The sequence below is a fragment of the Pseudomonas sp. NUPR-001 genome, from assembly GCF_052147955.1.
Lineage (GTDB): Bacteria > Pseudomonadota > Gammaproteobacteria > Pseudomonadales > Pseudomonadaceae > Aquipseudomonas.
On sequence record NZ_CP197353.1, the window covers coordinates 4572392 to 4598102 of the forward strand.

Sequence of the window (25711 nt, forward strand, 5' to 3'; positions counted from 1 at the left end):
AACAGCGAAAAGGCGGCAGCGTGCGTAGGATAGTTCCGAAAGCTATCCGGGGTAATTGTTTTGATGCCGGAATTTATCGCGGGGCAAGCCCGCTCCCACCTGGAATTACTGACTCTGTGGGAGCGGGCTTGCCCCGCGATGCGGTTACAACAACGGCGCAACCACCGGCTCACGCCTCGGCCAGGCATCCAGTACGGCCTTGAACAGCGTCGCCAGCGGGATCGCAAAGAAGATCCCCCAGAAGCCCCACAGCCCGCCAAACAGCAACACCGCACAGATGATCGCCACCGGGTGCAGGCTGACCGCTTCGGAGAACAACAGTGGCACCAGTACGTTGCCATCCAGCGCCTGGATGATTGCATACACCGCCATCAGGTAGATGAACTGATCACCCCAGCCCCACTGGAACAGTGCAATCAACGTCACCGGCACTGTAACCACCACCGCACCGACATACGGCACCACCACCGACAAGCCCACCAGCAACGCCAACAGCGCCGCATAGTTGAGCCCCAGGGCAATGAAGGCGATATAGGTCGCCACCCCGCAAATCAGAATTTCGATGCCTTTGCCGCGGATGTAGTTGGCAATCTGCCGGTTCATTTCTTCCGCCACCCGGGTCATCAGCGCCCGCTCACGGGGCAGGTAACCACTGACCCAGCGCGCAATCACTTCGCGGTCTTTGAGGAAGAAGAACACCAGAATCGGCACCAGCACCAGGTAGATCATGATGTTGACCAGCAGCGGCAGGCTGGACAGCGAAAAGGTCAGCGCCCACTGGCCGAATTTGCCGATTTCGCCGCGCATGGCTTCGATGGCCTGCAGTACCTGCTCATCAGAGACCAGGTGCGGGTAGCGCTCGGGCAACAGCAGCAACAACGACTGCCACTTGCCGAGCATGCCCGGCAATTCGTTGAACAAGGTGATCAACTGATGCCAGAGCAACGGCACCAGCACCAGCAAGAACACCGCCAAGGCGCCCATGAACAGGGTGAACACCAGCCCCACTGCATAGCGGGTCGGCACCCGCAGGCGCTCCAGGGCGTTGACCAGCCCCTGCATGAGAAACGCCAGCACCATCCCGGCAAGCACCGGCGCCAGCATGCCGCCAAGCGTCAGGACCGCGGTAAACGCCAAAAACAACAACACCGCCAGCACCACTGCTTCTTCATCCGAGAAGTAGCGCTGCATCCAGTCGCGAAGCACCTTGAACATTAACAATCCTTAGGAGAGAAAAACTCAGGCTTTACGCAGCCAGTAGGTGTACACACCTGCCTCGGCTGTTTCGAGCAACAGCGTATGACCGGCCAATTTGGCAAAAGTGCGAAAGTCACGCTGCGATCCGGCATCGGTGGCCAGCACCTTGAGCACGGCGCCACTGGCCAGGCGGTTGAGTTCCATTTTTGCCTTGAGCAACGGCAACGGGCAGTTCAGGCCGCAGGCATCAAGTTCGGCGTCATACGTCGGGGTAGTGCTCATCGGGGCTCCGGGCAGGTTCGTTCAAGCTTCGTAGAATACCGCCACTGGTCGCCAACGTGTGAGCCAGCTACAGTAAGGTTCTTTGTCGACCAGAGCTTCGTGCATGAATTTACTGCGCCCCACCCTGCTGACGCTGGCCTGTTTGATGGCGCTCCCCAGCCATGCCGACGACCTGCCGTCACTTGGCGACGCCAGTTCTGCCATTGTCTCCCCACAACAGGAACACCAGCTGGGCCGCGCCTGGCTCAGCCTGCTGCGGGGCAATGTCAATCAACTGAACGATCCCCAGCTCAAGGATTATGTCGAGACCAGCGTCTATCGCCTGGCAGAAACCAGCCAGTTACAAGACCGACGCCTGGAATTCATCCTCATCGACAGCCGTGAACTCAACGCCTTCGCCGCCCCTGGCGGGATTGTCGGGGTCAACGGCGGTCTGTTCCTCAATGCCCAGACCGAAGGCGAATACGCCTCGGTACTGGCGCACGAATTGGCGCACTTGTCGCAACGCCACTTTGCCCGTGGAGTCGAGGCTCAGCAGCGTATGCAGTTGCCGATGATGGCGGCCTTGCTGGCCGGTATCGTCGCTGCGGCTGCCGGCGCCGGTGATGCCGGTATCGCCGCGATTGCCGGTACCCAGGCCGCTGCCATTCAGGAACAACGGCGCTTCTCCCGGCAGAACGAACAGGAAGCCGACCGCATCGGTATCCTTAACCTGGAGAAGGCCGGCTACGACCCGCGCAACATGCCGAGCATGTTCGAGCGCCTAATGCGGCAGTACCGCTACGATGCCAAGCCGCCTGAATTCCTCCTGACTCACCCGGTAACCGAATCGCGTATCGCCGACACCCGCAACCGCGCGGAACAAGCGCCCAAGGGCGGCACCGAAGACAGCCAGCGCTATCAGTTGATTCGCGCCCGCGTTGCACTGATCTACGAAGGCACGCCGGGCCTGGCTGCCAAGCGCTTCCGTGCCCAGCTCGATGAAAACCCGAACCTCGATTCGGCGCGCTACGGCCTGGCGATTGCGCTGATCAAAGGCGGACGCCTGAACGAAGCACGCGACGCGCTCAAGCCTTTGCTGGACAAGGCCCCCAACGACATCACCTACAACCTGGCGCAGGTTGACCTGGACATCACCAACAACCGCCTGGGCGATGCGCAGCAACGGGTTGAGCGCATGCGCTCGCTGTACCCGGCGAACTACCCGCTGCAGCAGGCGCGGATTGATCTGCTGCTCAAGCAGAACCGCCCAGCGGACGCCGAGAAAGCCCTGGATGCCTTGCTCAAGAACCGTCCGGACGACCCTGATGTTTGGTACGACGTGGCCGAGGTGCGTGGGTTGTCAGGCAATACCATTGGCCTGCACCAGGCCCGTGCCGAGTACTTTGCTTTAGTAGGCGATTATGATCAGGCGATACAGCAGCTTGACTATGCCAAGCGGCGGGCGGGCAACAACTACGTGTTGGCGTCGAAAATCGATGCGCGCCAGCGTGAGTTGCTGGAGCAGCAGCGGATGATCAAGGAAATGATGCGCTGAGGGTTTGAGAAGCATCGCGGGGCAAGCCCGCTCCCACAGTGAACACCTGTAGGAGCGGGCTTGCCCCGCGATAAATCACTCAAGCATTACCAGACAGCTTCATGCGCGCAGCCTGGGTGAAATCGAGCATGCGCTTGAGCGGCTTGATCGCCTGTGGAATCAGCGCAGGCTCCACGAAGATCTCATTGCTACCCTCACGCAGGCACTGCAAGGTGCGCTCCAGGGTGTTCATGGCCATCCACGGGCAATGCGCGCAACTGCGGCAGGCCGCGCCGTTACCGGCAGTAGGCGCCTCGATGAAGACCTTGTCAGGGCACAGCTGCTGCATCTTGTAGAAGATGCCGCGGTCGGTGGCCACGATGAAGGTTTTGTTCGGCAGGGTTTGCGCCGCAGCAATCAGCTGGCTGGTAGAACCCACGGCATCGGCCAGGTCGATGACCGACTCAGGCGATTCCGGGTGCACCAGGATCGCAGCATCGGGGTACAGGGCTTTCATGTCGGCCAGCTGGCGCGATTTGAACTCTTCGTGAACGATGCAGGCACCGTCCCACAGCAGCATGTCGGCACCGGTTTGCTTCTGGATGTAGCGCCCCAGGTGCTGGTCTGGGCCCCAGATGATCGTTTCGCCGTTGTCCATCAGGCTCTCGACGATCTCCAGTGCGCAACTGGACGTCACCACCCAGTCGGCACGGGCTTTGACCGCCGCCGAGGTGTTGGCATACACCACCACGGTACGCTCCGGGTGCTTGTCGCAGAACGCGGAAAACTCTTCTACCGGGCAACCCAGGTCGAGCGAACAGGTCGCTTCCAGGGTCGGCATCAGCACGCGTTTTTCCGGGTTGAGGATTTTCGCCGTCTCGCCCATGAAACGCACACCGGCAACGATCACCGTGCTGGCTTCGTGCTTGTTGCCGAATCGGGCCATTTCCAGCGAATCGGACACGCAGCCGCCAGTCTCCTCGGCCAGTGCCTGGATCACCGGATCACAGTAGTAATGGGCGACCAACACCGCGTTTTGCGCCTTGAGTTCGGCGGCGATGGCGGCGCGGTATTCGGCCTCTTGCTCGGGCGTCAGCGGCTTGGGCTGCTTGGCGTCGAGGTGGGCTTGGACCAAAAGGCGTTCGGAAATCTGGGTCATGATCGCTGGACCTGCAGGCGCTTGTGCGCGTAAGTCGAGTGTATCACCGAGCCCTGGCAAATCGGTTACAGGCTCTGCAGGCAAGGCGCTCAATGGCAGTGCAGGCAGAACCAAAGACCTTCTGCGGCCTCGGGTTTTTATGGGATGCCGAAGGCTACAGATAATCGGATGAATTCAAAAGGTTTTTTTAGTCAAACAAGCCCCGAGGCGACCAGACAGCCGCCCCGGAGCCGGTGATCAACCCTCAGCGCCCTGCATGGCACTGATGTTGGCCATAATGAGACTGGCGAACTGCTCGACGGTCATTTTCTGGCCGTTGAACTCCACCATGCCGTTGGCATAGTGCAGGTTGGCAAGGATATCGTTGCCCTGCACCGTGGCCATCTGGCTTTGCTGGGCAATCATGGCGACCATTTCACCAGCCTGCGACGCCTGCTGAGCCAGCACCTGCGCATCGCTCTGCCCTTGCAGGCGGGCCTGCAGCGTGGCCAGGTCACCGACCATCGGCTTGGACACCTGCAGCTTGCTCTGCAACTGAGAGATCAACTGCTTGTACAGTTCAGCTGGCGGCAGCTCCAGAGAGGAAGGCTTGTCCAGCACCACGCTCAAGCTGAAGCGGCTTTCACCGTTGGCGGTCTTGAACGAGAACTCATCCAGGGCGATTTGTGGCTTGGCCGCCAGCACTTGTTGCAGGTTGGCGGTGAACTGGGTTCTTTCCTGCTCGGTCATCGGCAACGACGGCAAGGCCTCACCTTCCAGGGCTGCCGCCTGGAACTCCGGCAGACGAGTCTGATACCAGGCAACCAGAGCCTGAATAGCCGGGATGTCGAAGTTCTTCACGCTCCAGAGCATCTGGGTCGAACCAATCGGATTGCCATCAAAGTTGATGTCACCGATTTTGTAGACCATGTTGCCGGAGAACTTGTCGCCGTCAGCGCGGTACTCGTTGTTCTGCTCCAGTTGCTTGAAGCGCAGCGCTTTTTCCTCCTGGCCAAGCAACGCACTGACCTCGCCCAGGCCCATGCTCATGGTGCCAACATAAAAACCGTACGCGCTGCGGCTCATGTCGCCGCCCAGCTTGAGGTCTTTGAGCTCCACCTTCAGCGGGGTACCGTTCGCCTCGGTCAGGTTCAGGAACAGGCTGGCCGAATCGCCAGTGAAGGTGACCTGCTCACCATTGCGAGTACCGGTGCCTTGAATCTGCAGCCCGGAGAACTTCACCTGGGTTTCGCCCGCCTCGCTCACCTGCATGGGCGGCATGATCAGGGTGCCGTCGGTTGAGCCGTCGTAACCCAGGGTGCTCTGGCCGTACAGCGGCGCAACACCACCACTGGCGGCAAACAGGCCCTCGGTGAAGGCGTCCTTTTCTACGGCAAAGTTGCTGGTGGCCATTGCTGGCATCAGCTTGAGCGACTTGACCCGAGACCAAGGAAAAGGGCCGTGCTCCATATGATCGACAAAGCTCATTTCGAAGCTTTGTAGTTCATCACCGACCATCAGGTCTTTGACCTTGAAGCGGTAATGCGCGGTACTGGTGAACAGTTGCGTGTCCAACGACGTCAGTTCCAGGGTCATGCTGCCACCCACCCCGCTCGATTGCTTGAGCTGAATGTTGGCTTGGGTCATGGCCTGTTCGAGCACGCCTGGCAATTGCTTACCGGTGTACCAGGCTCCTGCCGTCGCCACTGCGGCCACGGCAACCACGAGCCCTGAAAGTACACCCACTGTCTTCTTCATGAATTGTCCCGCTTGTCCATTTGTTAAGAGTTGTTGCAGCAAGGCCGGTGGCCTATTCGTTTACGTCCATGTACTCACGGGCCCAGACGATGTAGTCGCCCGGTACGGTGTAGGTATGGGTAAGTTCGGTGGCGCTCAGGTCCGAGGCGCTACTGGTGATCCGGCGCTGTTCGCGCAGACAGTCGTAGGTTGCTTTGATCGCCGCGAAGTAAGCGCCATGGCCGTCGACGGCAATGCGCACACCCAATTGTGCCAAACGCGCGTCATCGTGCAACTGTGGATTGCCATAGGTGACCAGCATCAAGGGCACGCTCAGGTGCTTGGCGATCTGCTCAAGGTGTTCGAAATCACGAATGCCGACCATGCACAGGGCATCGGCGCCAGCGTTCTGATAGGCCACGGTACGGGCGATCACTTCTTCAACCGGAATCAGTGCAGCGTTGGTCCGGGCGATAATCGACAGCTCCGGATCGACGCGCGCCTCCAGGGCTGCGCGAATTTTGCCAACGCCTTCGGCAATGCTGATCAGGTCGGTGGATTTGCGCCCGAACTGGGCAGGCAGCAAGGTGTCTTCGATGGTCAGCGCGGCGATACCGGCACGTTCCAGTTCAGTCACCGTGCGCATGACGTTCAGGGCGTTGCCGTAGCCATGGTCGGCGTCGGCAATCACCGGCAACTGGGCCACCCGGCCAATACGCGTGGCCTGCTCGGCGAACTCGCTGAGGGTGATCAGGGCAAAATCAGGTGCAGCCAGCACCTGCAGGGAAGCGACCGAACCACCGAGAATGCCCACCTCGAAACCCAGGTCGGCGGCGATACGTGCTGACATCGGATCAAACACGGAAGCCGTGTGGTAACAGGCGGGAGAAGCAAGGAGTTGACGAAACGCGCGACGCAGGTCTTGGTGGGAGGCTCTTGGCATGGTCTTTCCGATTTATCGACTTCATTTATTGGAGAGAACATACCACTGCAGGCCCTCTGACCGACAGCATCAGATAGCCGGCTTTTCCCTGCTCAAGTGCGCTGCTGCGTTCGTTTCAGCGTCTCACTGGGCAACTCTTTGAACAGTTGCTGGTAGCTGCTGGAGAAACGCCCCAGATGCCAGAACGACCAATGCATGGCTACTTCTGCCACGGTACTGGAACCCGCCCGACTGCCTAGCAACTCACGGCGCGCACTGTTCAGGCGGCGCAAGCGCAGCCAATGTGCCGGGGTCATGCCGGTGAACGCCTTGAACGCCTGCTGCAGTTGACGCAACGACACCCCGGCAACCTGCGCCAGCTCCAGCAAGTTAAGGGTTTCCTCTGGACAATCGGCGGCCCACTCGCCCACCCGGCGCATGATGTTGCGCTCTTCCGAACGCCGCCACAAAGCGCCACGATCCAGGCAAATGCACGCGTTATCGAGGATAAACAAGCAGTCTTCGAACAGCTGTTCAGCGAGGGCTTCGCGGCTCGGCGGATCGATCTCCTGCCCAAGACGCGTCAGGGTGCTGCTCAGCCAGCGGCCGAACAGCGCGTTCTGCGTAGAGTTGAGTGGCGCCATGAACAGACCTTCAAGGCGGCCGATGTCCAGGCGATGGCGCTGAACGAACTCGGGGCCGAACACCACCGCCACTTCCTGGTAGTTCTCCGGGGTGATCCAGATGTTGCGGCTTTCGCCATTGAGCAGGTACAGGCTGTTGTCGGTGCGGTCGAAACAGAACGCCAGGGCCCCCGGTGGCGCGCTGAAATTCTGCTCGACCCGGGTATTCATGAACTCTTCGTAAATTTCCACCCCGTGCAAGTCCAGGCAGCGCACTTGGCCTGCGAAATGCCCCGGCGACATCTGCTGGTAATGCTGAGTCCAGCTGGGCGTGGCACGCACCTGTTCGCCGACATCGGCAGTGCTGAATGCTTGTACTTGAAGCGAATTTTCCGCGCTCATGAGCTGCTCTTTACGCACTCTTTTGGTGCGTTTTGTCTTGCAGAAAGTGGATAGATGGATGTGCAAAGCTCGCCCAAGATAAACCGCAACGCGCTGCAGGGGAAGTCGTCCAGACGGCATACCGGCCTTGAACGCTGGTCCTGGCGCGTAATAAAACCAATAACGAGGTCTTTATGAATGCCCCTTTCGATCAGCTGTCTGCGTGGCTGAAAGAACACAAGATTACCGAAGTCGAGTGCGTGGTCAGTGACCTGACCGGTATCGCCCGCGGCAAAATTGCACCCACCAACAAGTTCCTGCATGAGCGAGGCATGCGCCTGCCGGAAAGTGTGTTGTTGCAAACGGTAACCGGGGATTTCGTCGACGACGATATCTACTACGACCTGCTCGATCCGGCCGATATCGACATGATCTGCCGCCCGGACTCGGCTGCGGTCTACGTGGTGCCATGGGCGCTGGAGCCCACCGCCATCGTCATCCACGACACCTTCGACAAGCAAGGCAACCCGATTGAGCTGTCGCCGCGCAACGTCCTGAAAAAGGTCCTCAAACTGTATGCCGACAAAGGCTGGCAGCCGATCGTCGCACCGGAAATGGAGTTCTACCTGACCCAACGCTGCGAAGACCCAGACTTGCCGCTGCTGGCACCACTGGGTCGCTCTGGCCGCGCCGAAAGCGGTCGGCAGTCGTTCTCCATCGATGCTGCCAACGAATTCGACCCGCTGTTCGAAGACGTCTATGACTGGTGCGAAGCCCAGGGCCTGGACCTCGACACCCTGATCCACGAAGACGGCCCGGCGCAGATGGAGATCAACTTCCGTCACGGCGACGCCCTCGACCTTGCCGACCAGATCACCGTATTCAAGCGCACCATGCGCGAAGCGGCGCTCAAGCACAACGTCACCGCCACCTTCATGGCCAAGCCCGTGGGCGATGAGCCCGGCAGCGCCATGCACCTGCACCAGAGCGTGGTCGACATCGCCACCGGCAAGCCGATCTTTGTCAACGACGACGGGCAGATGAGCGAGCTGTTCCTGCACCACATCGGCGGCCTGCAGAAGTACATCCCCAAGGTACTGCCGATGTTCGCCCCCAACGTCAACTCGTTCCGCCGCTTCCTGCCCGACACCTCGGCACCGGTAAACGTCGAATGGGGTGAAGAGAACCGCACCGTGGGCCTGCGTGTACCTACCTCAAGCCCAGAGGCGATGCGCGTGGAAAACCGCTTGCCGGGTGCCGACGCCAACCCCTACCTGGCGATTGCCGCCAGCCTGCTGTGCGGCTACCTGGGCATGGTCGAGAAGATCAACCCCAGCGCCCCGGTACAAGGCCGCGCCTATGAGCGACGCAACCTGCGCCTGCCGATCACCATCGAAGACGCCCTGGCCAACATGGAAGACTGCCCGAGCGTCGAGCAGCACCTGGGCAGCAAGTTCGTCCGTGGCTATGTCGCGGTCAAACGCGCCGAACATGAAAACTTCAAACGGGTCATCAGTTCCTGGGAGCGTGAATTCCTGCTGCTCAGCGTCTGAGCAATACCGCGTTACCCACATCGATAAAACAATTTAAAAAAGGTGTCGATATGCGTTCATTGAAAACAGTTGCAAGTGCAACCCTGGCGCTGCTGGTCAGCGCCGTGGCCCAGGCCCAGCCCAGTGTCAGCGTGTACAACTGGACCGACTATATCGGTGATACCACCCTGGCGGACTTTCAGGGCAGCACCGGTATCAAGGTCATCTATGACGTGTTCGACTCCAACGAAACCCTGGAAGGCAAGTTGCTGGCCGGTCGTACCGGCTACGACGTGGTCGTGCCTTCCAACCATTTCCTCGCGCGCCAGGTGTCTGCTGGCGCGTTCCTCAAGCTCGACCGCAAGCAATTGCCGAACTGGAAGAACCTCGACCCGGTGCTGCTAAAGGCCTTGGAAGAGAACGACGCCGGTAACCAGCACTCGGTTCCCTACCTGTGGGGCACCAACGGCATCGGTTACAACGTCGACAAGGTCAAGCAGGTGCTGGGCGTCGATCACATCGACTCGTGGGCGGTGATGTTCGAACCGGAAAACCTGAAAAAGCTCAGCAAGTGCGGCGTGTCGTTCATGGACTCGGCTGACGAGCTGTTCCCGGCGGTGCTCAACTACATGGGCATGGACCCACGCAGCAGCAACCCGGAAGACTACAAGAAGGCCGAAGCCAAGCTGCTGACCCTGCGCCCCTACATCACCTACTTCCACTCCTCGAAGTACGTCTCGGACCTGGCCAACGGCGATATCTGCGTCGCCTTCGGCTACTCCGGCGACGTGTTCCAGGCAGCCAACCGCGCCAAAGAAGCCAACAACGGCGTGAAAGTGGCCTACTCGATCCCCAAGGAAGGCAGCAACCTGTGGTTTGACCTGCTGGCCATCCCTTCCGATGCCAGCAACCCGAAAGAGGCCTACGCCTTCCTCAACTACTTGCTCGACCCCAAGGTGATCGCCAAGGTCAGTGCCACGGTCGGCTATGCCAACGCTAACCCACCGGCCAAGCAGTACATGGATGCCGAGCTGGTCAATAACCCTGAGATCTACCCGCCGCAGGAAGTGCTGGACAAGCTCTACGTATCCAACACCCCGACTCCGGCGATCATGCGCCTGATGACCCGCTCCTGGAGCAAAGTGAAGTCGAACAAATGAGCCAGGACACCGCAATGAATACTGCTGCACAACATGCCAGCTCCTACTACCGGGCATCGGTCGGTTCGATGCCCGAACACCCAGCCCTCAACGCCGATCTGATTGCCGATGTGTGCGTCATCGGCGGCGGCTTTACCGGCGTCAACACCGCCATCGAACTGGCCCAACGCGGCCTGTCGGTGATCTTGTTGGAAGCCCGGCGCATTGGCTGGGGCGCCAGCGGGCGCAACGGCGGCCAGCTGATCCGCGGCATTGGCCATGAGGTCGAAGGGTTTGCCCGCTACGTCGGCCAGGACGGCGTCAAATACCTGCAGCGCGCCGGTATCGACTCGGTCGAGGTGGTGGCCGAGCGCATTCGCGAACACAACATCGACTGCGACCTGCGCTGGGGCTTTTGTGAACTGGCCAATACACCCGCGCAATACGCGGCCTTTCGTGACGAACAACACAGCCTCGCTGCCTTGGGCTACCGGCACGAAACCCAACTGGTCAGCCCTGAGCAGATGCATGAGGTGGTCGCCTCCTCGGTGTACGCTGGCGGCCTGATTGACCGCGGCTCGGGCCACCTGCACCCGCTCAACCTGGTGCTGGGCGAAGCGCGCGTTGCCGCTTCGCTTGGCGTGAGGATTTTCGAACACAGCCCGGTGCTGGAGATCAATCATGGCAGCACCGTGCAGGTTCGCTGTGCGCACGGCAGTGTGCGCGCCGGCAGCCTGGTGCTGGGCTGCAACGCGCACCTGGAGGAACTGGAACCACGCCTGAGCGGCAAGGTGCTACCGGCCGGTAGCTACATCATTGCCACCGAGCCGCTGTCACCGGCGCTGGCCAATGAACTGATCCCGCAGAACCTGGCACTCTGCGACCAGAAAGTCGGCCTGGATTACTATCGCCTGACAGCAGACAAACGCCTGCTGTTTGGCGGTGCCTGCCATTACTCCGGGCGCGACCCGCTGGACATTGCCGCGTACATGCGCCCGAAAATGCTCAAGGTGTTCCCGCAACTGGCCAATACCCGCATCGAGTTCCAATGGGGTGGCAAGATCGGCATTACCGCCAACCGTTTCCCGCAAGTCGGCCGCCTGTCCCAGCACCCTAATGTGTACTACGCCCAAGGCTATTCCGGTCACGGTTTGAACGTCACACACTGGACCGCACGCTTGCTTGCCGAGGCCATTCATCTCGGCCACAGTCAGGGCATGGACGTCTTCAGTGCTGTACCGCACATGACCTTCCCCGGCGGCAAGGCATTGCGCTCGCCGCTATTGGCCCTGGGGATGATGTGGTACCGGCTGCGCGAAGCACTGGGCTGAGTGCAGCGATTTCTCTGCGGCCGCTTGCGAGCACCTTAATTGCAGCTATTTTCAATTAAGTTCTGGTCTCAACCGATGATCGGCTTCGGAGGGAATCGACAGATGAATACCGCTCGCTGGCGCCTGGCTCAGGGCGCACTGCTGGCTGCCCTGGCGTTAACCGTTGGCGGCTGCACCAACATTGATGCGCGCACCACCGAATACGTTGGTGCACCGCATTTTGCCCCGACCAACGCCGGCGCGGTCGAGGTGCTGCGCACCGAGCCGTTGCGCCCGCATGACCGCCTCGGCGAGATTGTCGTCGACGCCAGCGTCGAACCACCACCGCCGATTACCGAGGTCGAGCAGAAGCTGCGCGAGCAGGCTGCCAGTATCGGTGGCGACGCCGTTGTGGTGGTCTATGACCGCATCCAGCCGGTGTCCGCCTACGTCAGTGGCCCGCTGTGGGACCGCGATATTCACTCCATTGAAGGACGCAAACTCAAAGGCATTGTCATCAAGTACAGACAATGAGACGAAGACTGCTGGGCCTGCCTGTGGCGTTGCTGCTATCGATCGCCACCGCCCAGGCCGAGTTCAATGCCAGCCTCGACGAAGCCCGGCAGATCGCCAAGGAAGCCTATCTCTACGGCTTTCCCGTAGTAGAGATGTACAAGACCCTGTTCACCCAGGCCGTGGACATGGGTAGCCCAGGCTATAAAGCCCCGTTCAACCAGATTGCCAACAGCGACGAGGTGTTCGTAACGAACGACGGCGCCCCAAACCTGGACACGCGCTACTCATGGGTATGGATGGACCTGCGCAGCGAGCCCCAGGTACTGACCCTGCCGCCGATCGAAGACAACCGCTACTACTCCACGCAACTGATCGACCTCTACACACAGAACTTCGCCTACCTGGGCACCCGCAGCAGCGGCAACAAAGGCGGCCACTTCTTGATCGCCGGGCCAGCCTGGCAAGGGCCCACACCTGACGGCATCGACAAGGTGATCCACAGCGACAGCCAGATCGTCTATGCCCGCTACCGCACCCAAGTGTTCAACGAGGCAGACCTGAGCACTGTCAGGGCGATCCAGCAAGGCTACAACGTCGAAGCGTTGAGCAGCTTCCTCGATCAGTCGCCTCCTCCGATCCTGCCGGCTGTCGCGTGGATCAGGCCACAGCCCGGCATCAGCGACAGCCCGGCACTGTTCCGTTACCTGAACTTCATGATGGCCTTCGCCCCCGCGCAAGACAGCGAAAGCGAACTGCTGCAGCGCTTCAGGAAAATCGGCATCGATATCGACAAGCCGTTCGAGGAAAGCACCCTGGATGCCGAGCAATACCAGGCGCTGCAGGCGGGGATTGACGACGGCAAGGCAGCGTTTGCCGCATTCAGGAAGGACTTTATCGATACCCATAAAGTGAGTAACGCCGACCTGTTTGGCCGCGATGAACAGCTCGACAACCCGTACCTGTACCGCTATGCCGGCGCTGCACTCGAGCTATTCGGTGATTCCGTCGAAGAAGCCACACAGATGAACTACGCCAGCGATGCGCGGGGCCAGCCCCTGGATGCCGGCACATACGCCTACACCTTGCACTTTGCCAAAGGCCAATTGCCGCCCGCTCGAGCCTTCTGGTCACTGACCCTGTACGACGGCGATAGCCGACTGCCGATCGACAACCCGCTCAAGCGCTACCAGATCACCTCACGGATGCTCGATCAACTCAAACGCGATGCGGACGGCGGCCTGACCCTTTACCTGCAGCACGAAGCACCCGGGAGCAACCTGCAGAGCAACTGGCTGCCGACGCCGGACGGGCGCTTTTACGCCATGTTGCGGCTGTACATGCCTGGCCCGCAGGTTGCCAGCGGACAGTGGAAACTGCCAGCGCTGACACCTCAGAAGTTGCCGTAGCTGACCCTCAGCTGGAAGCAGGCAGCACGCTCAACGGGTCCAAGGGCTTGCCGTTCTGACGAATCTCGAAATACAGCTGCACGCGATCGGCATCCAGGTCACCCGCTTCGGCAATCTTCTGGCCCTTGCTGACGGTTTGGCCTTCCTTGACCAGCAACTTGCTGTTGTGGCCGTAGACACTGGCATGCGAGGTGCCGTGCTGAAGGATGATCAGGTTGCCGTAACCGCGGATATTGGTGGCAAACGCAACCTTGCCACCCAGACTGGCGAACACTGGCTGCCCTTGGCGAGCGGCGATACGAATGCCCTTGCTGAGTTTGTCGGCCGCCGAGTACCGGCCAATCACCGCCCCTTCCAGCGGCCACGCCCAACCACGCAAGGTCACCTTGGAGGCCGGAGCAACCGGCTTCTGTTTGCTCGCGGTGCGGGTTGCAGGGCGCGTAGTGGTTTTGGCGCCGCCAAAACGGATGGTCTGGCCAACGTTTACCGCATAAGGCGGATTGATGCCGTTGTAGCGCGCCAATTCCTTGAAATTCCAGCCATGGCGTGAGGCGATCGAATACAGGGTATCGCCACGCTTAACCTTGTAACTGCCCGCCACCACCTTGTTGGCAGAAACACTCTGGCTGGGGGGCTGAGAACTACAAGCAGATATCGCCAGCATCAGGGCGATCAGAACAATTCTGAACAAAACACCACATCCTTTCCCACACACCAGTAAGCCTGCGACCGCACATCAAGCAGAGGCAGCTGCTACGCGTTGCGCCCTTAATGTAGGCGATAAAACTGTCCAGATCGGAGCTGCACAACATTCTGGACACCGCTTTGACTTCATCCATCGGCCAGTCCCACCACGCCGCCTCCAGCAGCAAGGTGCGCACCTCTTCCTCAAAGCGCCAGCGGATCTGCTTGCAGGGGTTACCGCCGACCACCGCAAAGGGTTGCACATCACGGGTGACCATCGCCCCAGCCGCCACAATCGCGCCGTGACCAATGGTCACCCCGGAGAGGATGACTGCATTGGTGCAAATCCAGCAGTCGCTACCAATGACCACATCGCCTTTGCTCGGCGCGTAATCCTTGATGTCTTTGACTTCATCGACCATTGCCGGAAAGGGATAGGTGGTAAGCCAATCCGTGCGATGCTCACCACCCAGCAAAATCTGCACACCCGCAGCGATCGAGGTGTAGGAGCCCACCTTGAGCACCGCGTCGTCGCCAAACTCGACCACTTCGGGAATCCCGTAGGTGCCTACGCCCACGGTGTATCGCGGGTACTGCAGACGGATTTTCTCGGCCGAACGTTCAAGCTTGTCCATCGCGCGCAGTCGCTTGCGCTCTCGCCGATTCTTCAGGATGTCGAGAAGCTTCACACAGGATTCCTTGCTGGCAGCAATTTTGCTTTTATTAGAGGGGCATCAGCGGTGCAGCACCAAGCGCTTCAGGCGCCTGAACGTTGTTCGGTTGTAGTGCTTCAGCGGAATTGAACGCAACAGGCGCCAGGCGTACTTCTTGTCCGACACCACCGCGTACTTCAACGCTTTGTGCACCAACACCGCCCTGCCCTTCTCATAGCCTGGATGGGACTTGAACGGCGCCATGGCCCGCATATCGGCATCAAGCAACACCTTGAAGCGCTTCGACAGGTTATTGGGGTGACGACGGTAGCGTGTTACACATACCGGTATCTCATGCACCTCGTAACCCTTGCTGGCGATGCGCAGGGTCATCTGAAAGTCCTGAACCTTGATCGTCGGGTCGTAGAAGTTGGCAGCCTTCATGGCCTCCATGCGGTACAGCGCCCCCGGCGCGCCCATGACCACCGCCCCGCTGACAATCTCATCGAAGCTGTATTTCTTCACTTTGGTGCGGTGCTGCGTCTTGATCTCGACACCGTCACTGTCCATGTAGGAGATCAGTGCGCCCACACACCCGACCTTAGGGTGTTCGTCGAGGTAACGCGCTCTCACGCTGATCGAATGAGGCAGCATGATGTCGTCCAGATCAGGCGTTGAAACGTAAACGCCCTTGGCATGGGCCAGGCCATTGTTCAGGGTAGCGCTGACCCCTTGGTTGGCCTGGGTGAAGAGCTGAAAGTCGTAGGTCTGCTGCAACGCGCGCAGCATGGCGACACTGTTGTCGGTCGAGCCATCGTCGACGATGATTACTTCGAAGTTGCCATAGTCCTGAGCAAAAATGCTCTGCAGGGCCACCTCAAGGTACTTCTCGGCGTTGTAGCAAGGGGCGACGATCGACACCAGCGGCTGTGTAGGCGCGGCCTGGGGATCTGCGTTGATACGACCATCAGTCATTGTTGCTTCATGCCTCATGCCTGACCCGGCTAGCGGATCTGTTCCTGATTGGAGCCAAATTTGAATTGGGCACCATGATGCGTGAAGTCGGCGCCGTTGTCATGAGCTGTGCCGACCTACAGTTCAACTGCCCGAAGTTTTTAACAGTCAGAAACGACAAAGCCCGCGACCTTTTCAGGACGCGGGCTTTGACTTACAGCGTATGGTGGGTCGTGTAGGATTCGAACCTACGACCAATTGGTTAAAAGCCAACTGCTCTACCAACTGAGCTAACGACCCGTTGGATGGCGCGTATAATACTGATTTCTAACAGGAAATCAACACCCCATCGCAAAATAATTTAAAAATATCGTGTTGGGTCTTCTACACCCGCCGCTTTAAAGCCGTCGGCGCGCAGGCGGCAGCTGTCGCATTTACCGCAGGCACGGCCTTCGTCGTCGGCTTGATAGCAGGAAACCGTCAGGCTGTAATCGACGCCACGGGCAACACCGGCCTGGACGATCTGCGCCTTGCTCAAGTTTTGCAGCGGCGCCTGGATGCGAAAACCTTCGCCCTCGACACCGGCCTTGGTGGCCAGGTTGGCCATGCGCTCGAACGCCTCGACGAACTCCGGACGGCAATCAGGATAGCCCGAATAGTCCACCGCGTTGACACCGATAAAGATATCCCGCGCCTCAAGCACCTCGGCCCAGCCCAGCGCCAGGGACAGGAACACGGTGTTACGTGCTGGCACGTAAGTCACCGGGATACCCTCACTCGGCGCCTCAGGCACGTCAATACTGCTGTCGGTCAGGGCCGAACCGCCAATGCCGTCCAGGTTCAGGCCAATCACCTTGTGCTCAACCACCCCCAGGTCACGGGCAACCCGTGCAGCGGCGTCGAGCTCGGCACGATGACGCTGGCCGTAGTCGAAGCTCATGGTGTAGCAGCTGTAGCCGTCGGCCTTGGCCATGGCCACCACAGTGGCCGAGTCCAGGCCACCGGAAAGCAGAATTACCGCACGTTTCTCAGTCATTGCATTCACTCCTGTCAGCGTCCCGGCTCGTCATTCCACAGCAGCTTGTGCAGCTGCAGTTGAAAACGAACCGGCAAATTGTCGGCCACGATCCAATCGGCAAGGTCAGTTGCACTCACCTGGTGGTGGCTTGGCGAGAACAGCACTTCACCCGCTCGCTTTTCCAGGCCGTACTGAATGAGTTTGGACACCGCCCAGTCATAGTCTTCACGCGAACAAATGACGAACTTGACCTGATCATTCGGGGTCAGCAGCTCGATGTTCTCGTAACGATTACGGTGCACTTCCTCGGAACCCGGGGTTTTCAGGTCAACGACCCGACTGACCCGCGTGTCGACCTTGGAAATATCCAGCGCGCCGCTGGTTTCGAGGGAAACGTCATAGCCCGCGTCACAAAGCTGCTTGAGCAGAGGAATGGCATTGGGCTGGGCCAGCGGTTCGCCGCCGGTGACACAGACATAGCGCGGCTTGAAGCCGGCGACCTGTTCGAGGATCGAGTCGAGGGTGCGGATGCTGCCACCGCTGAAGGCGTATTCGCTGTCGCAATACTGGCAGCGCAGCGGGCAGCCGGTGAGACGGACAAATACCGTGGGCAGCCCGGCGGTACGCGTTTCACCCTGCAAAGAGTAAAAAACTTCGGTAATACGTAATGTTTCTTGCATAGTCGCCACGGGCGTAACAGCTAAACAGGCTGTCCGCCTCCGTCAGGCACCGCTGAAAACCCGTCATCGCGTAGTTTACAGCAGCGTATTTCAATAAAAGGGCGGTGATTCTAACGAAAAAACCCGCGACTAGCGCGGGTTTCTTTTGTAACGCCTGACTTAGAGCTTCTGCAGATCGCGCTGAGCCAGTTGTGCAGCGGAAGTCCCCGGGTACTGGGTAATGACTTGCTGCAGTATGCCTTTGACCCGGTCAGTGTGACCCAGGCGGCGTTCTACGTCGGCCAGCTTGTACAGCGAATCAGGCACTTTGTTGTGCTTGGGATACAGCTGGCTGACCTTGGCGAAGGCTTGACCGGCGGCTTGCAGGTCGCCCTTTGCCAGGTTCACTTCACCCAACCAGTATTGGGCGTTGCCCGCATACTGACTGTTGGGGTACTTGCGCAGGAAGGCGTTGAACGCCTGACTGGCCTTGTCGAAATCCTTGGCTTTGATCAGGTCGAAAGCTGCATCGTAATAGAGCTTTTCCTTGGCCGGATCGCCAGGTTCGCCACTTGCGGCAGGTGGCTGCGCAGCAGCGGCACCTGCAGCAGCGCCGGCGGCGGCTTCGCCACCAGCGGCAGAATTCTGTGGAGCCTCGGTTGGAGCACCGGTTCCGATACGCCGATCCAGGTCCTGATAACGCTCCAGGCTTTCCTGTTTCATGCGCGCAACATCGTTTTGCAGCTCTTCGATGATGCCTTGTTGACGCGATAGCTGATCCTGCATTTGTTGCAGCTGCAGGAACAGCTGACCCTGCGCCGAGGCAGGGGCCGTAACCCCTCCCCCGGCGTAGGCGCCGTTCGTACCATAACCCGCCGGTGGATAGCTGCTTGCGCCGCTATAGCCAGCGTTGTCATCAACAACAGGAACCTCAGCCCACGCCACGAGTGGCAGGCTGAGCGCCAGGACGGTTACAGCACGACGGCACATTCGCATATCGAATTACTTACGCAGTTCGACGCGACGGTTTTGAGCCCAGGACTGCTCGTCGTTGCCGGTAGCAACTGGACGCTCTTCGCCGTAGGAAACCAGTTCCAGTTGGGCAGGAGAAACGCCTTGCAGAACCAGGTAGCGTTGAACGGCTTTCGCACGACGCTCGCCCAGAGCCATGTTGTATTCGCGAGTACCGCGCTCGTCGGTGTTGCCTTCCAGCACGACGCGAGCGCCGTTGCCTTTCAGATCCTTGGCGTGAACGTCCAGAGCGCGCATGGCTTCTGGCTTCAGGTCCGAGCTGTCGTATTCGAAGTAGAAGGTGGTGATTGCGCGCAGAGCAGCTTCTTCGCTCAGGCTGCCGTCAACAGCGCCAGTGTTGGCACCGTAGCCAGCGTTAGGATCAACAGCGCCTTGACCAGCGTCGTCGCCGCCTTTCGAAGAGCAACCTACAGCCACGGCCATAGCCAGGGCCAGCGCAGCAAACTTACCAAACTTCAGCATTTCCATCGTGAAACTCCTAATGAACCCCAATGTGTTAAGTACAACGTAAAGCGCCGCGTCAGTTCAGGTAAGGGGACCAGGACGGTTCTCTGACTTCGCCTTGAGCGGTAGGAAGCGGGAGCCTCACGCGTCCGTTGAGAGAGACGAGCATCAAGACTCCCCGGCCCTGCTGGCGGGTGGCGTAGATTAGCATGGTGCCGTTGGGCGCAACAGTAGGAGACTCATCAAGACTTGTTTCAGAGAGAATCTTTACACTGCCGCGTTGCAAATCTTGTGCAGCCACCTTGAAGTTGGTGAAACCTTGTTGACGATGAATCATCACCAGGGTCTTTTCATCCGCCGAAAGTTTAGGGTTAGCGTTGTAGTTACCTACAAAAGTTACGCGCTCGGCACCGCCACCGGAAACATTGGTTTTATAAATCTGTGGTTTGCCGCCACGGTCGGAAGTGAAGTAGATGGTCGAGCCATCTTTACCCCAGAACGGTTCGGTGTTGATACCCGGGCCTGCGGTAACACGCGACAACTGACGCGAGCCCATGTTCATCACGTAGATGTCCGGGTTGCCGTCTTTGGACAGCACGAACGCCAGGCGCGAACCATCTGGCGACCAGGCTGGTGCACCATTGAGGCCTTCGAAGTTGGTGATCTGCTCACGACGGCCAGTATCGATGTGTTGAACGAAGATGCGCGGACGCTTCTGCTCGAACGACACATAGGCAATACGCTTGCCATCCGGCGCAAAGCGCGGCGACAGGATCGGCTCGCGCGATTGCAGCAGGGTTACCGCACGGGCACCGTCGTAGTCCGAACGTTGCAGGGTGTAACGGGTGTTGTTAGTGGAGAAACGCTCGGCCGTCACGTACAGCATACGGGTCGAGAAAGCGCCCTTGATGCCGGTCAGCTTCTCGAACGACTGGTCGGCAATGTAGTGCGACATATCGCGCAACTGATCAACCGTGCCCGAAACGCTACCGGTCAGCACTTGCTGCTCGGTGGCGACGTTGAACAGCGCGTATTGCACCTGCAGACGACCACCGGCCGGCACAATGCTGCCAACCATGACGTACTGGGCGCCCAGGGCTTTCCAGTCGCGGAAGATCACTTCGCTGGCCTGGCTCGGCTGGCTGATCATGTTCTGGCGTGGGATCGGCGAGTAATAACCAGAGTTGCGCAGGTCATTACCGATGATGTCAGCCATGTCTTCAGGCAGCACGCTACCGCCCTGCAGACCGAAGGGTACGACTGCGATAGGCGTGGCGCGATCACTGCCGCTGGTGACCAGAATGTTCTTTTCTTCTGCGACGGCCATTCCTGCTGCGCAGCAGAGAACGACCAGCAGTCCTCGAAGAAGTTTAATCACAAGGCTAGATCCTCAGGTGTGAATGTCATCTTGAATGAACGATAGGGATTGAATTCGCTCGGTTTCAAGCCCTGCATTTCGGTTAAACGGCCGATGTTCTTGACCGCGGCAACTGCCGAGCTGTCAAACGGACCATCGCCACTGGAGCGCGCTACGCTCACCGAAGTAATGGTGCCATCAGGCAGCATGCCGATCTGCAGAACCACCGTCATGTTCTTGCGTGCAGAAGGTGGACGTGCCCAGCCCTCAGCCGCCCGCGCACGGATCAGGTCGTCGAAGTCGCCGGCTACCTGGTCACCCTGCTCGTCAGCCAATGCCTGTTGCCGCTCGGTGGTGTCAGACAGCAGCTCGGCCAGGGCCTGGGCTTTCTTGTCTTCCGCCGCTTTACGGGCTGCATCCTGAGCCTTCTTCTTGGCCGCATCAGCTGCGGCTTTCTTCTTGGCGTCTTCAGCGGCCTTTTTCTTGGCCTCTTCAGCCACGGCTTTCTTCTTGGCATCCTCGGCCGCCTTCTTCTTGGCGTCCTCGGCGGCTTTTTTCTTGGCCTCTTCAGCGGCTAGCTTCTTGGCCTCTTCGTCAGCCTTTTTCTTGGCTTCCTCTTCGGCCTTCTTCTTGGCGATGTCAGCCTGTTGCTTCTCAGCGGCTTTTTTCGCCTCTTCAGCTTTCTTGGCTTCAGCCGTTTTCTTCGCCTCGTCTGCCTTCTTGGCTTCCTCGGCTTTCTTGGCTTCGGCCTCAGCGCGCGCTTCTTCAGCCTTTTGAGCGGCTTCTTCCTTCTTTTGTTCCGCAGCTTTCACCGCTTGCTGCTCGACCTTCTTCTGCTCCATCTGCTCTTCTTCGGTCTGGCGCGAAGCGGTTTTCTTCGCTTCACCCGCAATCTTCTGATTGGTCTGGGTGGTGGCCTGACTTTTCGATTTCAGCTGGTACAGGGTTGCCTGGACAATAGGCTTGGCCGGCGGCAGTTCCGGGGTAAAGGCGAAGCTGACGAACAGCATGCCGAACACCAGAACGTGCAGCGCAATGGCCCAGACGCTGGGCCAGAAATAGCTTTCCGAGGCGGATGGCTCTCGCTGTTGCATCAGGGCGCCTCGGTAATCAGGCCAACGTTACCGACACCTGCCTTCTGCAACCCGCCCATGGCACCCATGACCGCGCCGTAGTCGACGGATTTGTCGCCACGGATGAAGACCTGGGTCTGTTTGCCCTGGTCGCGCCCGGCGGCGATGATCTTGGTCACCGCGTCGGTCATTTGCGGCAAGGTCATGGCCTTGTCCATCTGCTTGTCGGTGTCGACTTCACTGCCAAGGTTCCAGTAATAGGTCTTGTCAGCCTTGATCGAAATAGTCAGGACCTGGACGTTGTTGTCCTGCGGCAAGGCTTCACTGGAAACCTTGGGCAGGTCGACCTTCACGCCCTGGTTGAGCATCGGTGCGGTCACCATGAAAATGACCAGCAGTACCAACATCACGTCGATGTAGGGCACCACGTTCATCTCGGCGACCGGCTTGCGTTTGTGGCGAACTCGGGCCATGGGCTTTTACCTGATCACTCTTCGCTGGTGTGCACTTTGCGGTGCAGGATGGCCTGGAACTCGTCGGCAAACGTGTAGTAACGGCCGATCAAGACTTCACTGCGGGCAGCGAAACGGTTGTAGGCAATTACCGCTGGAATGGCGGCGAACAGGCCGATCGCGGTAGCGATCAGTGCCTCGGCGATACCCGGGGCAACGGTGGCCAGGGTCGCTTGCTGGGCAGTGGCCAGGCCACGGAAGGAGTTCATGATGCCCCATACGGTACCGAACAGGCCGATGTACGGACTGGTGGAACCCACGGTGGCCAGGAACGGCAGGCTCTGCTCGAGCTTTTCTTCCTCACGGGAAATGGCAACGCGCATGGCGCGGCCAACACCTTCCATTACCGCGTCAGGATCAACACCTGGCTGCTGACGCAGGCGGGAGAACTCCTTGAAACCGGCACGGAAGACTTGCTCGACACCCGAATCCGGATCCGGGTTGCTACCGGCCTGACGGTACAGTTTGGACAGATCGATGCCCGACCAGAAACGCTCTTCGAAGCTGTCCAGCGCTCGACGACCGGCGCGCAGCATGGTGCTGCGCTGAAAAATCATGATCCATGACGTTACCGATGCGGCAACCAGAGCCAGCATGACCAGCTGCACCACGATGCTGGCATTGCTGACCAGGCTCCACATGGAGGTATGGTCGACGACGTTAGCTTCCACGCTTAATCTCCTGCATTTGAATGAATACCCGGCTCACCAGCCTCGGCGAAGGCCGCTCGCAGTACTGGGGGAATAGCCCGGGGTTTGAAAGTGTCGGCGCGCACACAGGCCACCAGGAACTGCCCTTCGCAGAGCAGCGTTGCATCTTTTTCGCGCCACACCTGCTGCACGAAACGCAGGCTGGCGCGATTCAACTCAAGCACTTGCGCGGTAACCCGCAACTCGTCGTCCAGCCGCGCAGGCGCGTGATAACGCGCCTCGCTGGAGTGGACCACGAACAGCAGGTTCTCCTGCGCCAATGCCGACTGGGCAAAGCCCAAGGCACGTAACCGCTCGGTGCGGGCACGTTCCATGAATTTCAGGTAGTTGACGTAATACACCACACCGCCTGCGTCAGTGTCTTCGTAATAGACCCGACAGCGATGTGCGAACGACTCAAGCCCATTTTGCGCGCGCATACTCTAGTGCTTACTCCTCAGCTTGCCAATCCGCCCCGGCAACTGTTTTTTCATCGATTATGTCGTATTGCCAGCGTGGCGCTTCCATGACTGCCGATAGGACCACGAAAACCGCAGATAAATCTGTCATTCATCGGTCTGGGCGGAAAAACCTTCGCCATTGACCGACTCGCCGAGCCGATTGGGGATGTTCAGGCCGAAATGCAGGTAGGCGTGCCGGGTCACTACACGCCCCCTTGGCGTACGCATGATGTAACCCTGCTGGATCAGATAGGGTTCAAGGACATCTTCAATAGTGTGACGCTCTTCACTGATGGCCGCCGCCAGGCTGTCGACACCGACCGGACCGCCATCGAATTTCTCGATCATGGTCAACAGCAAGCGCCGGTCCTGATGGTCGAAACCACGCTCGTCAACATCGAGCAGGTTCAGCGCCATGTCGGCAATCGACTTGGTAATCTGGCCTTTACCGCGCACCTCGGCAAAATCGCGCACGCGGCGCAGCAAGCGGTTGGCGATCCGCGGTGTGCCGCGGGCACGCCGGGCAATCTCGAAGGCGCCCTGGTCTTCAATCGGCAAACCCAGAATGCCACCGGAGCGACTGACGATGGTCGCCAGGTCTTCGGTATTGTAGAACTCCAGGCGCTGAACGATACCGAAACGGTCGCGCAACGGGTTGGTCAGCATGCCGGCCCGGGTGGTGGCGCCAACCAGGGTGAACGGTGGCAGGTCGAGCTTGATCGAACGTGCCGCCGGCCCCTCTCCGATCATGATGTCGAGCTGGAAGTCTTCCATGGCCGGGTACAGCACTTCTTCGACGACCGGCGACAATCGATGGATTTCATCGATGAACAGCACATCGTGCGGCTCAAGGTTGGTCAGCAACGCCGCCAGGTCGCCAGGACGCTCGAGGATCGGCCCCGAAGTGCTCTTGATCGACACGCCCATCTCCTGGGCGATGATGTTGGCCAGGGTGGTTTTGCCCAGCCCCGGCGGGCCGAAGATCAACGTGTGGTCCAACGATTCGCTGCGCCCACGGGCCGCCTGGATGAACAACGCCATCTGCTCACGCACCACCGGCTGACCAATGTATTCGGCCAGGCGCAACGGGCGGATCGCCCGGTCCTGAACCTCTTCACGGTCGCGCCCGCTGGCGGCTATCAGTCGATCTGCTTCAATCACTTAGATCATTCCCTTCAGGCTGCGGCGGATGAGTTCTTCGCTGCTCAAGCCCTTGGCATTGACGGCAGCCACTGCCTTGCTCGCCTCTTGAGGTTTGTAACCCAGGGAAATCAAGGCACTGACTGCATCGGTTTCGGCGCTGGAGACACTCGCAACAGGCGACGGCCCATTCGGCACCAGGGCGAACATCGCTGGCGAGGTTTCCCAAGCCTTGAAACGGTCCTTGAGTTCGACCAGCAGGCGCTCGGCAGTCTTTTTACCCACGCCAGGTACCTTGACCAGCGCCGAAGCATCCTGGGCCTGCACACAGCGTACCAGTTCGTCGACTTCCAGGCCCGACATCAATGCCAGGGCCAGTTTCGGGCCGACACCGTTGAGGCGGATCAGCTCACGAAACAGCTCGCGTTCGCGCTTTTCATAGAAGCCGTACAGTAAATGGGCGTCTTCACGCACCACCAGGTGAGTGTGCACGGTAACCGGCTCACCGACTTTCGGCAGGCGGTACAGGGTGGTCATGGGCACTTCAAGCTCATAGCCCACGCCATTGACATCGACAATCAGGTGCGGCGGCTGCTTTTCAGCCAGTGTGCCGCGCAAACGTCCAATCACGTTGCAATCCTTCCTTATGGGCGCCGGCAAATAACCGGTCAACCCTAGCAGCAAATGCAACAGCCTATGCCATTGCTCGGTCAAAATTTGTTTCAGCGCATGATGCGATCAGAGCCGCAGGCGTCCACTGCGCCGACGTGCGGTACCCAGGCCGTGAGGTATCAGGCTGGAGCGGGTATGGGCATGGCACAAGGCGATGGCCAGCGCATCGGAGGCGTCGATCTGCGGTTTTTGCGTCAACTTGAGCAGGTGCATGACCATCATCTGCACTTGTTCCTTATTCGCTCCACCTGTTCCGGCAACGGCTTGCTTGACCTGGGTTGCGCTGTACTCAGCGATTTCCAGGCCTTCCTCAATGGCCGCCACGATGGCCGCGCCACGGGCTTGGCCCAGCTTGAGCGCGGAGTCGGCATTGCGCGCCATGAACACGCGCTCGATGCCCATGGTCACCGGGCCGTATTGGCTGATGATCTCGCGCACACCGCGAAACACTATCTGCAAGCGCTCAGGCAACTCGCCACTACCCGTTCGAATGCACCCGGAAGCCACGTATTCGCAGCCACGCGCCCCTTGGCGCACCACACCGTAGCCAGTAATGCGCGAGCCAGGGTCGATGCCAAGAATCAGAGTCATATCGCCTGCATACTCATTGTAAAGACAGAAGCCGGATCCACCTGCAGGTGAATCCGGCCTTGAAAACAGCCAT

The 25711-nt window shown here is 59.5% G+C and carries 27 protein-coding genes and 1 tRNA gene; 6 read left to right on the top strand and 22 right to left on the bottom strand.

Annotation, left to right across the window (positions count from 1 at the left end; translation table 11 throughout):
* Positions 1-144 precede the first annotated feature (144 nt).
* A complete protein-coding gene (locus ACP6KB_RS20910) occupies positions 145-1215 on the bottom strand; it encodes an AI-2E family transporter (protein WP_442109176.1) in 1071 nt (356 codons plus the stop codon).
* Positions 1216-1239: 24 nt separating this feature from the next.
* Entirely contained in the window at positions 1240-1479 is a 240-nt protein-coding gene (locus tag ACP6KB_RS20915; RefSeq protein WP_442109177.1) for a sulfurtransferase TusA family protein, read from the bottom strand.
* Positions 1480-1582: 103 nt separating this feature from the next.
* Between ACP6KB_RS20915 and ACP6KB_RS20920 the strand changes: the two genes are divergently transcribed.
* Positions 1583-3016, top strand: a complete 1434-nt coding sequence (locus tag ACP6KB_RS20920) for a M48 family metalloprotease (RefSeq protein WP_442109178.1) — start codon at positions 1583-1585, stop codon at positions 3014-3016.
* A gap of 79 nt (positions 3017-3095) precedes the next feature.
* Here ACP6KB_RS20920 and nadA read toward each other — a convergent pair whose 3' ends face one another.
* From nadA to ACP6KB_RS20940, 4 genes are all read right to left on the bottom strand, one after another.
* Entirely contained in the window at positions 3096-4154 is a 1059-nt protein-coding gene (nadA, locus tag ACP6KB_RS20925) for a quinolinate synthase NadA (protein ID WP_442109179.1), read from the bottom strand.
* Between the two features lie 237 nt (positions 4155-4391).
* A complete protein-coding gene (locus tag ACP6KB_RS20930) occupies positions 4392-5891 on the bottom strand; it encodes a YdgA family protein (RefSeq protein ID WP_442109180.1) in 1500 nt (499 codons plus the stop codon).
* A 52-nt stretch (positions 5892-5943) separates the two neighbouring features.
* Positions 5944-6813, bottom strand: a complete 870-nt coding sequence (locus tag ACP6KB_RS20935; protein ID WP_442109181.1) for an isocitrate lyase/PEP mutase family protein — start codon at positions 6811-6813, stop codon at positions 5944-5946.
* Between the two features lie 92 nt (positions 6814-6905).
* Positions 6906-7817, bottom strand: a complete 912-nt coding sequence (locus tag ACP6KB_RS20940; protein WP_442109182.1) for a helix-turn-helix domain-containing protein — start codon at positions 7815-7817, stop codon at positions 6906-6908.
* Between the two features lie 173 nt (positions 7818-7990).
* On the opposite strand from ACP6KB_RS20940, the gene ACP6KB_RS20945 reads away from it, so the two are divergent.
* The 5 genes from ACP6KB_RS20945 (at position 7991) to ACP6KB_RS20965 (ending at position 13699) form a co-directional block, all read left to right on the top strand.
* Complete coding sequence (locus ACP6KB_RS20945) at positions 7991-9349, top strand: glutamine synthetase family protein (RefSeq protein WP_442109183.1); 1359 nt, start codon at positions 7991-7993, stop codon at positions 9347-9349.
* Between the two features lie 50 nt (positions 9350-9399).
* Positions 9400-10488 carry a polyamine ABC transporter substrate-binding protein gene (locus ACP6KB_RS20950; protein ID WP_442109184.1) on the top strand — a complete coding sequence of 363 codons (1089 nt, stop codon included), beginning with the start codon at positions 9400-9402 and terminating at the stop codon, positions 10486-10488.
* 14 nt (positions 10489-10502) lie between these two features.
* On the top strand, positions 10503-11798 hold the full coding sequence (locus ACP6KB_RS20955) for an NAD(P)/FAD-dependent oxidoreductase (RefSeq protein ID WP_442109185.1): 1296 nt from the start codon (positions 10503-10505) through the stop codon (positions 11796-11798).
* A 102-nt stretch (positions 11799-11900) separates the two neighbouring features.
* Complete coding sequence (locus ACP6KB_RS20960; protein WP_442109186.1) at positions 11901-12311, top strand: hypothetical protein; 411 nt, start codon at positions 11901-11903, stop codon at positions 12309-12311.
* Between the two features lie 8 nt (positions 12312-12319).
* Entirely contained in the window at positions 12320-13699 is a 1380-nt protein-coding gene (locus ACP6KB_RS20965; protein ID WP_442114354.1) for a DUF1254 domain-containing protein, read from the top strand.
* Positions 13700-13706: 7 nt separating this feature from the next.
* Here ACP6KB_RS20965 and ACP6KB_RS20970 read toward each other — a convergent pair whose 3' ends face one another.
* From ACP6KB_RS20970 to ruvC, 16 genes are all read right to left on the bottom strand, one after another.
* Positions 13707-14363, bottom strand: a complete 657-nt coding sequence (locus ACP6KB_RS20970; RefSeq protein ID WP_442114355.1) for a peptidoglycan DD-metalloendopeptidase family protein — start codon at positions 14361-14363, stop codon at positions 13707-13709.
* A complete protein-coding gene (locus ACP6KB_RS20975; protein ID WP_442114356.1) occupies positions 14341-15018 on the bottom strand; it encodes a CatB-related O-acetyltransferase in 678 nt (225 codons plus the stop codon). The genes ACP6KB_RS20970 and ACP6KB_RS20975 overlap by 23 nt, the downstream gene beginning before the upstream one ends.
* Positions 15019-15117: 99 nt before the next feature.
* Entirely contained in the window at positions 15118-16011 is an 894-nt protein-coding gene (locus ACP6KB_RS20980) for a glycosyltransferase family 2 protein (RefSeq protein WP_442109187.1), read from the bottom strand.
* A 203-nt stretch (positions 16012-16214) separates the two neighbouring features.
* Positions 16215-16290 (bottom strand) — tRNA-Lys (locus tag ACP6KB_RS20985).
* Positions 16291-16351: 61 nt separating this feature from the next.
* Complete coding sequence (queC, locus tag ACP6KB_RS20990; RefSeq protein WP_442109188.1) at positions 16352-17026, bottom strand: 7-cyano-7-deazaguanine synthase QueC; 675 nt, start codon at positions 17024-17026, stop codon at positions 16352-16354.
* A gap of 14 nt (positions 17027-17040) precedes the next feature.
* Entirely contained in the window at positions 17041-17688 is a 648-nt protein-coding gene (gene queE, locus ACP6KB_RS20995; protein ID WP_442109189.1) for a 7-carboxy-7-deazaguanine synthase QueE, read from the bottom strand.
* A 159-nt stretch (positions 17689-17847) separates the two neighbouring features.
* Positions 17848-18663 (bottom strand): tol-pal system protein YbgF, encoded by an 816-nt coding sequence (ybgF, locus tag ACP6KB_RS21000; RefSeq protein WP_442109190.1) that lies wholly within the window; start codon positions 18661-18663, stop codon positions 17848-17850.
* A 6-nt stretch (positions 18664-18669) separates the two neighbouring features.
* Entirely contained in the window at positions 18670-19167 is a 498-nt protein-coding gene (gene pal, locus ACP6KB_RS21005; protein ID WP_028943075.1) for a peptidoglycan-associated lipoprotein Pal, read from the bottom strand.
* A gap of 52 nt (positions 19168-19219) precedes the next feature.
* The gene (gene tolB / locus ACP6KB_RS21010; protein ID WP_442109191.1) at positions 19220-20470 is read right to left on the bottom strand and encodes a Tol-Pal system beta propeller repeat protein TolB; all 1251 of its coding nucleotides are present in this window, start codon (positions 20468-20470) and stop codon (positions 19220-19222) included.
* Between the two features lie 47 nt (positions 20471-20517).
* Positions 20518-21594 (bottom strand): cell envelope integrity protein TolA, encoded by a 1077-nt coding sequence (gene tolA, locus ACP6KB_RS21015; protein WP_442109192.1) that lies wholly within the window; start codon positions 21592-21594, stop codon positions 20518-20520.
* Positions 21594-22046 carry a protein TolR gene (tolR, locus tag ACP6KB_RS21020; protein ID WP_065761580.1) on the bottom strand — a complete coding sequence of 151 codons (453 nt, stop codon included), beginning with the start codon at positions 22044-22046 and terminating at the stop codon, positions 21594-21596. The genes tolA and tolR overlap by 1 nt, the downstream gene beginning before the upstream one ends.
* A 14-nt stretch (positions 22047-22060) precedes the next feature.
* A complete protein-coding gene (gene tolQ, locus ACP6KB_RS21025) occupies positions 22061-22756 on the bottom strand; it encodes a protein TolQ (RefSeq protein ID WP_133216835.1) in 696 nt (231 codons plus the stop codon).
* 2 nt (positions 22757-22758) lie between these two features.
* Positions 22759-23214: a tol-pal system-associated acyl-CoA thioesterase gene (ybgC, locus tag ACP6KB_RS21030; RefSeq protein ID WP_442109193.1), complete on the bottom strand. Its 456-nt coding sequence runs from the start codon at positions 23212-23214 to the stop codon at positions 22759-22761.
* Positions 23215-23340: 126 nt separating this feature from the next.
* Positions 23341-24396 carry a Holliday junction branch migration DNA helicase RuvB gene (gene ruvB / locus ACP6KB_RS21035; protein WP_442109194.1) on the bottom strand — a complete coding sequence of 352 codons (1056 nt, stop codon included), beginning with the start codon at positions 24394-24396 and terminating at the stop codon, positions 23341-23343.
* Positions 24397-25005, bottom strand: a complete 609-nt coding sequence (gene ruvA / locus ACP6KB_RS21040) for a Holliday junction branch migration protein RuvA (protein WP_442109195.1) — start codon at positions 25003-25005, stop codon at positions 24397-24399. It lies immediately after the preceding gene.
* A 108-nt stretch (positions 25006-25113) separates the two neighbouring features.
* Positions 25114-25638, bottom strand: a complete 525-nt coding sequence (gene ruvC, locus ACP6KB_RS21045; protein ID WP_442109196.1) for a crossover junction endodeoxyribonuclease RuvC — start codon at positions 25636-25638, stop codon at positions 25114-25116.
* Positions 25639-25711: the final 73 nt, after the last annotated feature.

What these genes read in the sequence shown, in the direction of transcription:
- tolA (WP_442109192.1), bottom strand. Translation starts at nt 21,594, where the DNA reads ATGCAACAGCGAGAGCCATCCGCCTCGGAAAGCTATTTCTGGCCCAGC.
- tolR (WP_065761580.1), bottom strand. Translation starts at nt 22,046, where the DNA reads ATGGCCCGAGTTCGCCACAAACGCAAGCCGGTCGCCGAGATGAACGTG.
- ACP6KB_RS20910 (WP_442109176.1), bottom strand. Translation starts at nt 1,215, where the DNA reads ATGTTCAAGGTGCTTCGCGACTGGATGCAGCGCTACTTCTCGGATGAA.
- ACP6KB_RS20915 (WP_442109177.1), bottom strand. Translation starts at nt 1,479, where the DNA reads ATGAGCACTACCCCGACGTATGACGCCGAACTTGATGCCTGCGGCCTG.
- ybgC (WP_442109193.1), bottom strand. Translation starts at nt 23,214, where the DNA reads ATGCGCGCGCAAAATGGGCTTGAGTCGTTCGCACATCGCTGTCGGGTC.
- tolB (WP_442109191.1), bottom strand. Translation starts at nt 20,470, where the DNA reads ATGGCCGTCGCAGAAGAAAAGAACATTCTGGTCACCAGCGGCAGTGAT.
- queE (WP_442109189.1), bottom strand. Translation starts at nt 17,688, where the DNA reads ATGCAAGAAACATTACGTATTACCGAAGTTTTTTACTCTTTGCAGGGT.
- ACP6KB_RS20980 (WP_442109187.1), bottom strand. Translation starts at nt 16,011, where the DNA reads ATGACTGATGGTCGTATCAACGCAGATCCCCAGGCCGCGCCTACACAG.
- ACP6KB_RS20950 (WP_442109184.1), top strand. Translation starts at nt 9,400, where the DNA reads ATGCGTTCATTGAAAACAGTTGCAAGTGCAACCCTGGCGCTGCTGGTC.
- ruvC (WP_442109196.1), bottom strand. Translation starts at nt 25,638, where the DNA reads ATGACTCTGATTCTTGGCATCGACCCTGGCTCGCGCATTACTGGCTAC.
- ACP6KB_RS20960 (WP_442109186.1), top strand. Translation starts at nt 11,901, where the DNA reads ATGAATACCGCTCGCTGGCGCCTGGCTCAGGGCGCACTGCTGGCTGCC.
- ACP6KB_RS20935 (WP_442109181.1), bottom strand. Translation starts at nt 6,813, where the DNA reads ATGCCAAGAGCCTCCCACCAAGACCTGCGTCGCGCGTTTCGTCAACTC.
- ACP6KB_RS20940 (WP_442109182.1), bottom strand. Translation starts at nt 7,817, where the DNA reads ATGAGCGCGGAAAATTCGCTTCAAGTACAAGCATTCAGCACTGCCGAT.
- nadA (WP_442109179.1), bottom strand. Translation starts at nt 4,154, where the DNA reads ATGACCCAGATTTCCGAACGCCTTTTGGTCCAAGCCCACCTCGACGCC.
- pal (WP_028943075.1), bottom strand. Translation starts at nt 19,167, where the DNA reads ATGGAAATGCTGAAGTTTGGTAAGTTTGCTGCGCTGGCCCTGGCTATG.
- ACP6KB_RS20930 (WP_442109180.1), bottom strand. Translation starts at nt 5,891, where the DNA reads ATGAAGAAGACAGTGGGTGTACTTTCAGGGCTCGTGGTTGCCGTGGCC.
- ACP6KB_RS20920 (WP_442109178.1), top strand. Translation starts at nt 1,583, where the DNA reads ATGAATTTACTGCGCCCCACCCTGCTGACGCTGGCCTGTTTGATGGCG.
- ACP6KB_RS20955 (WP_442109185.1), top strand. Translation starts at nt 10,503, where the DNA reads ATGAATACTGCTGCACAACATGCCAGCTCCTACTACCGGGCATCGGTC.
- ybgF (WP_442109190.1), bottom strand. Translation starts at nt 18,663, where the DNA reads ATGCGAATGTGCCGTCGTGCTGTAACCGTCCTGGCGCTCAGCCTGCCA.
- ACP6KB_RS20970 (WP_442114355.1), bottom strand. Translation starts at nt 14,363, where the DNA reads ATGCTGGCGATATCTGCTTGTAGTTCTCAGCCCCCCAGCCAGAGTGTT.
- ACP6KB_RS20945 (WP_442109183.1), top strand. Translation starts at nt 7,991, where the DNA reads ATGAATGCCCCTTTCGATCAGCTGTCTGCGTGGCTGAAAGAACACAAG.
- ACP6KB_RS20975 (WP_442114356.1), bottom strand. Translation starts at nt 15,018, where the DNA reads ATGGACAAGCTTGAACGTTCGGCCGAGAAAATCCGTCTGCAGTACCCG.
- queC (WP_442109188.1), bottom strand. Translation starts at nt 17,026, where the DNA reads ATGACTGAGAAACGTGCGGTAATTCTGCTTTCCGGTGGCCTGGACTCG.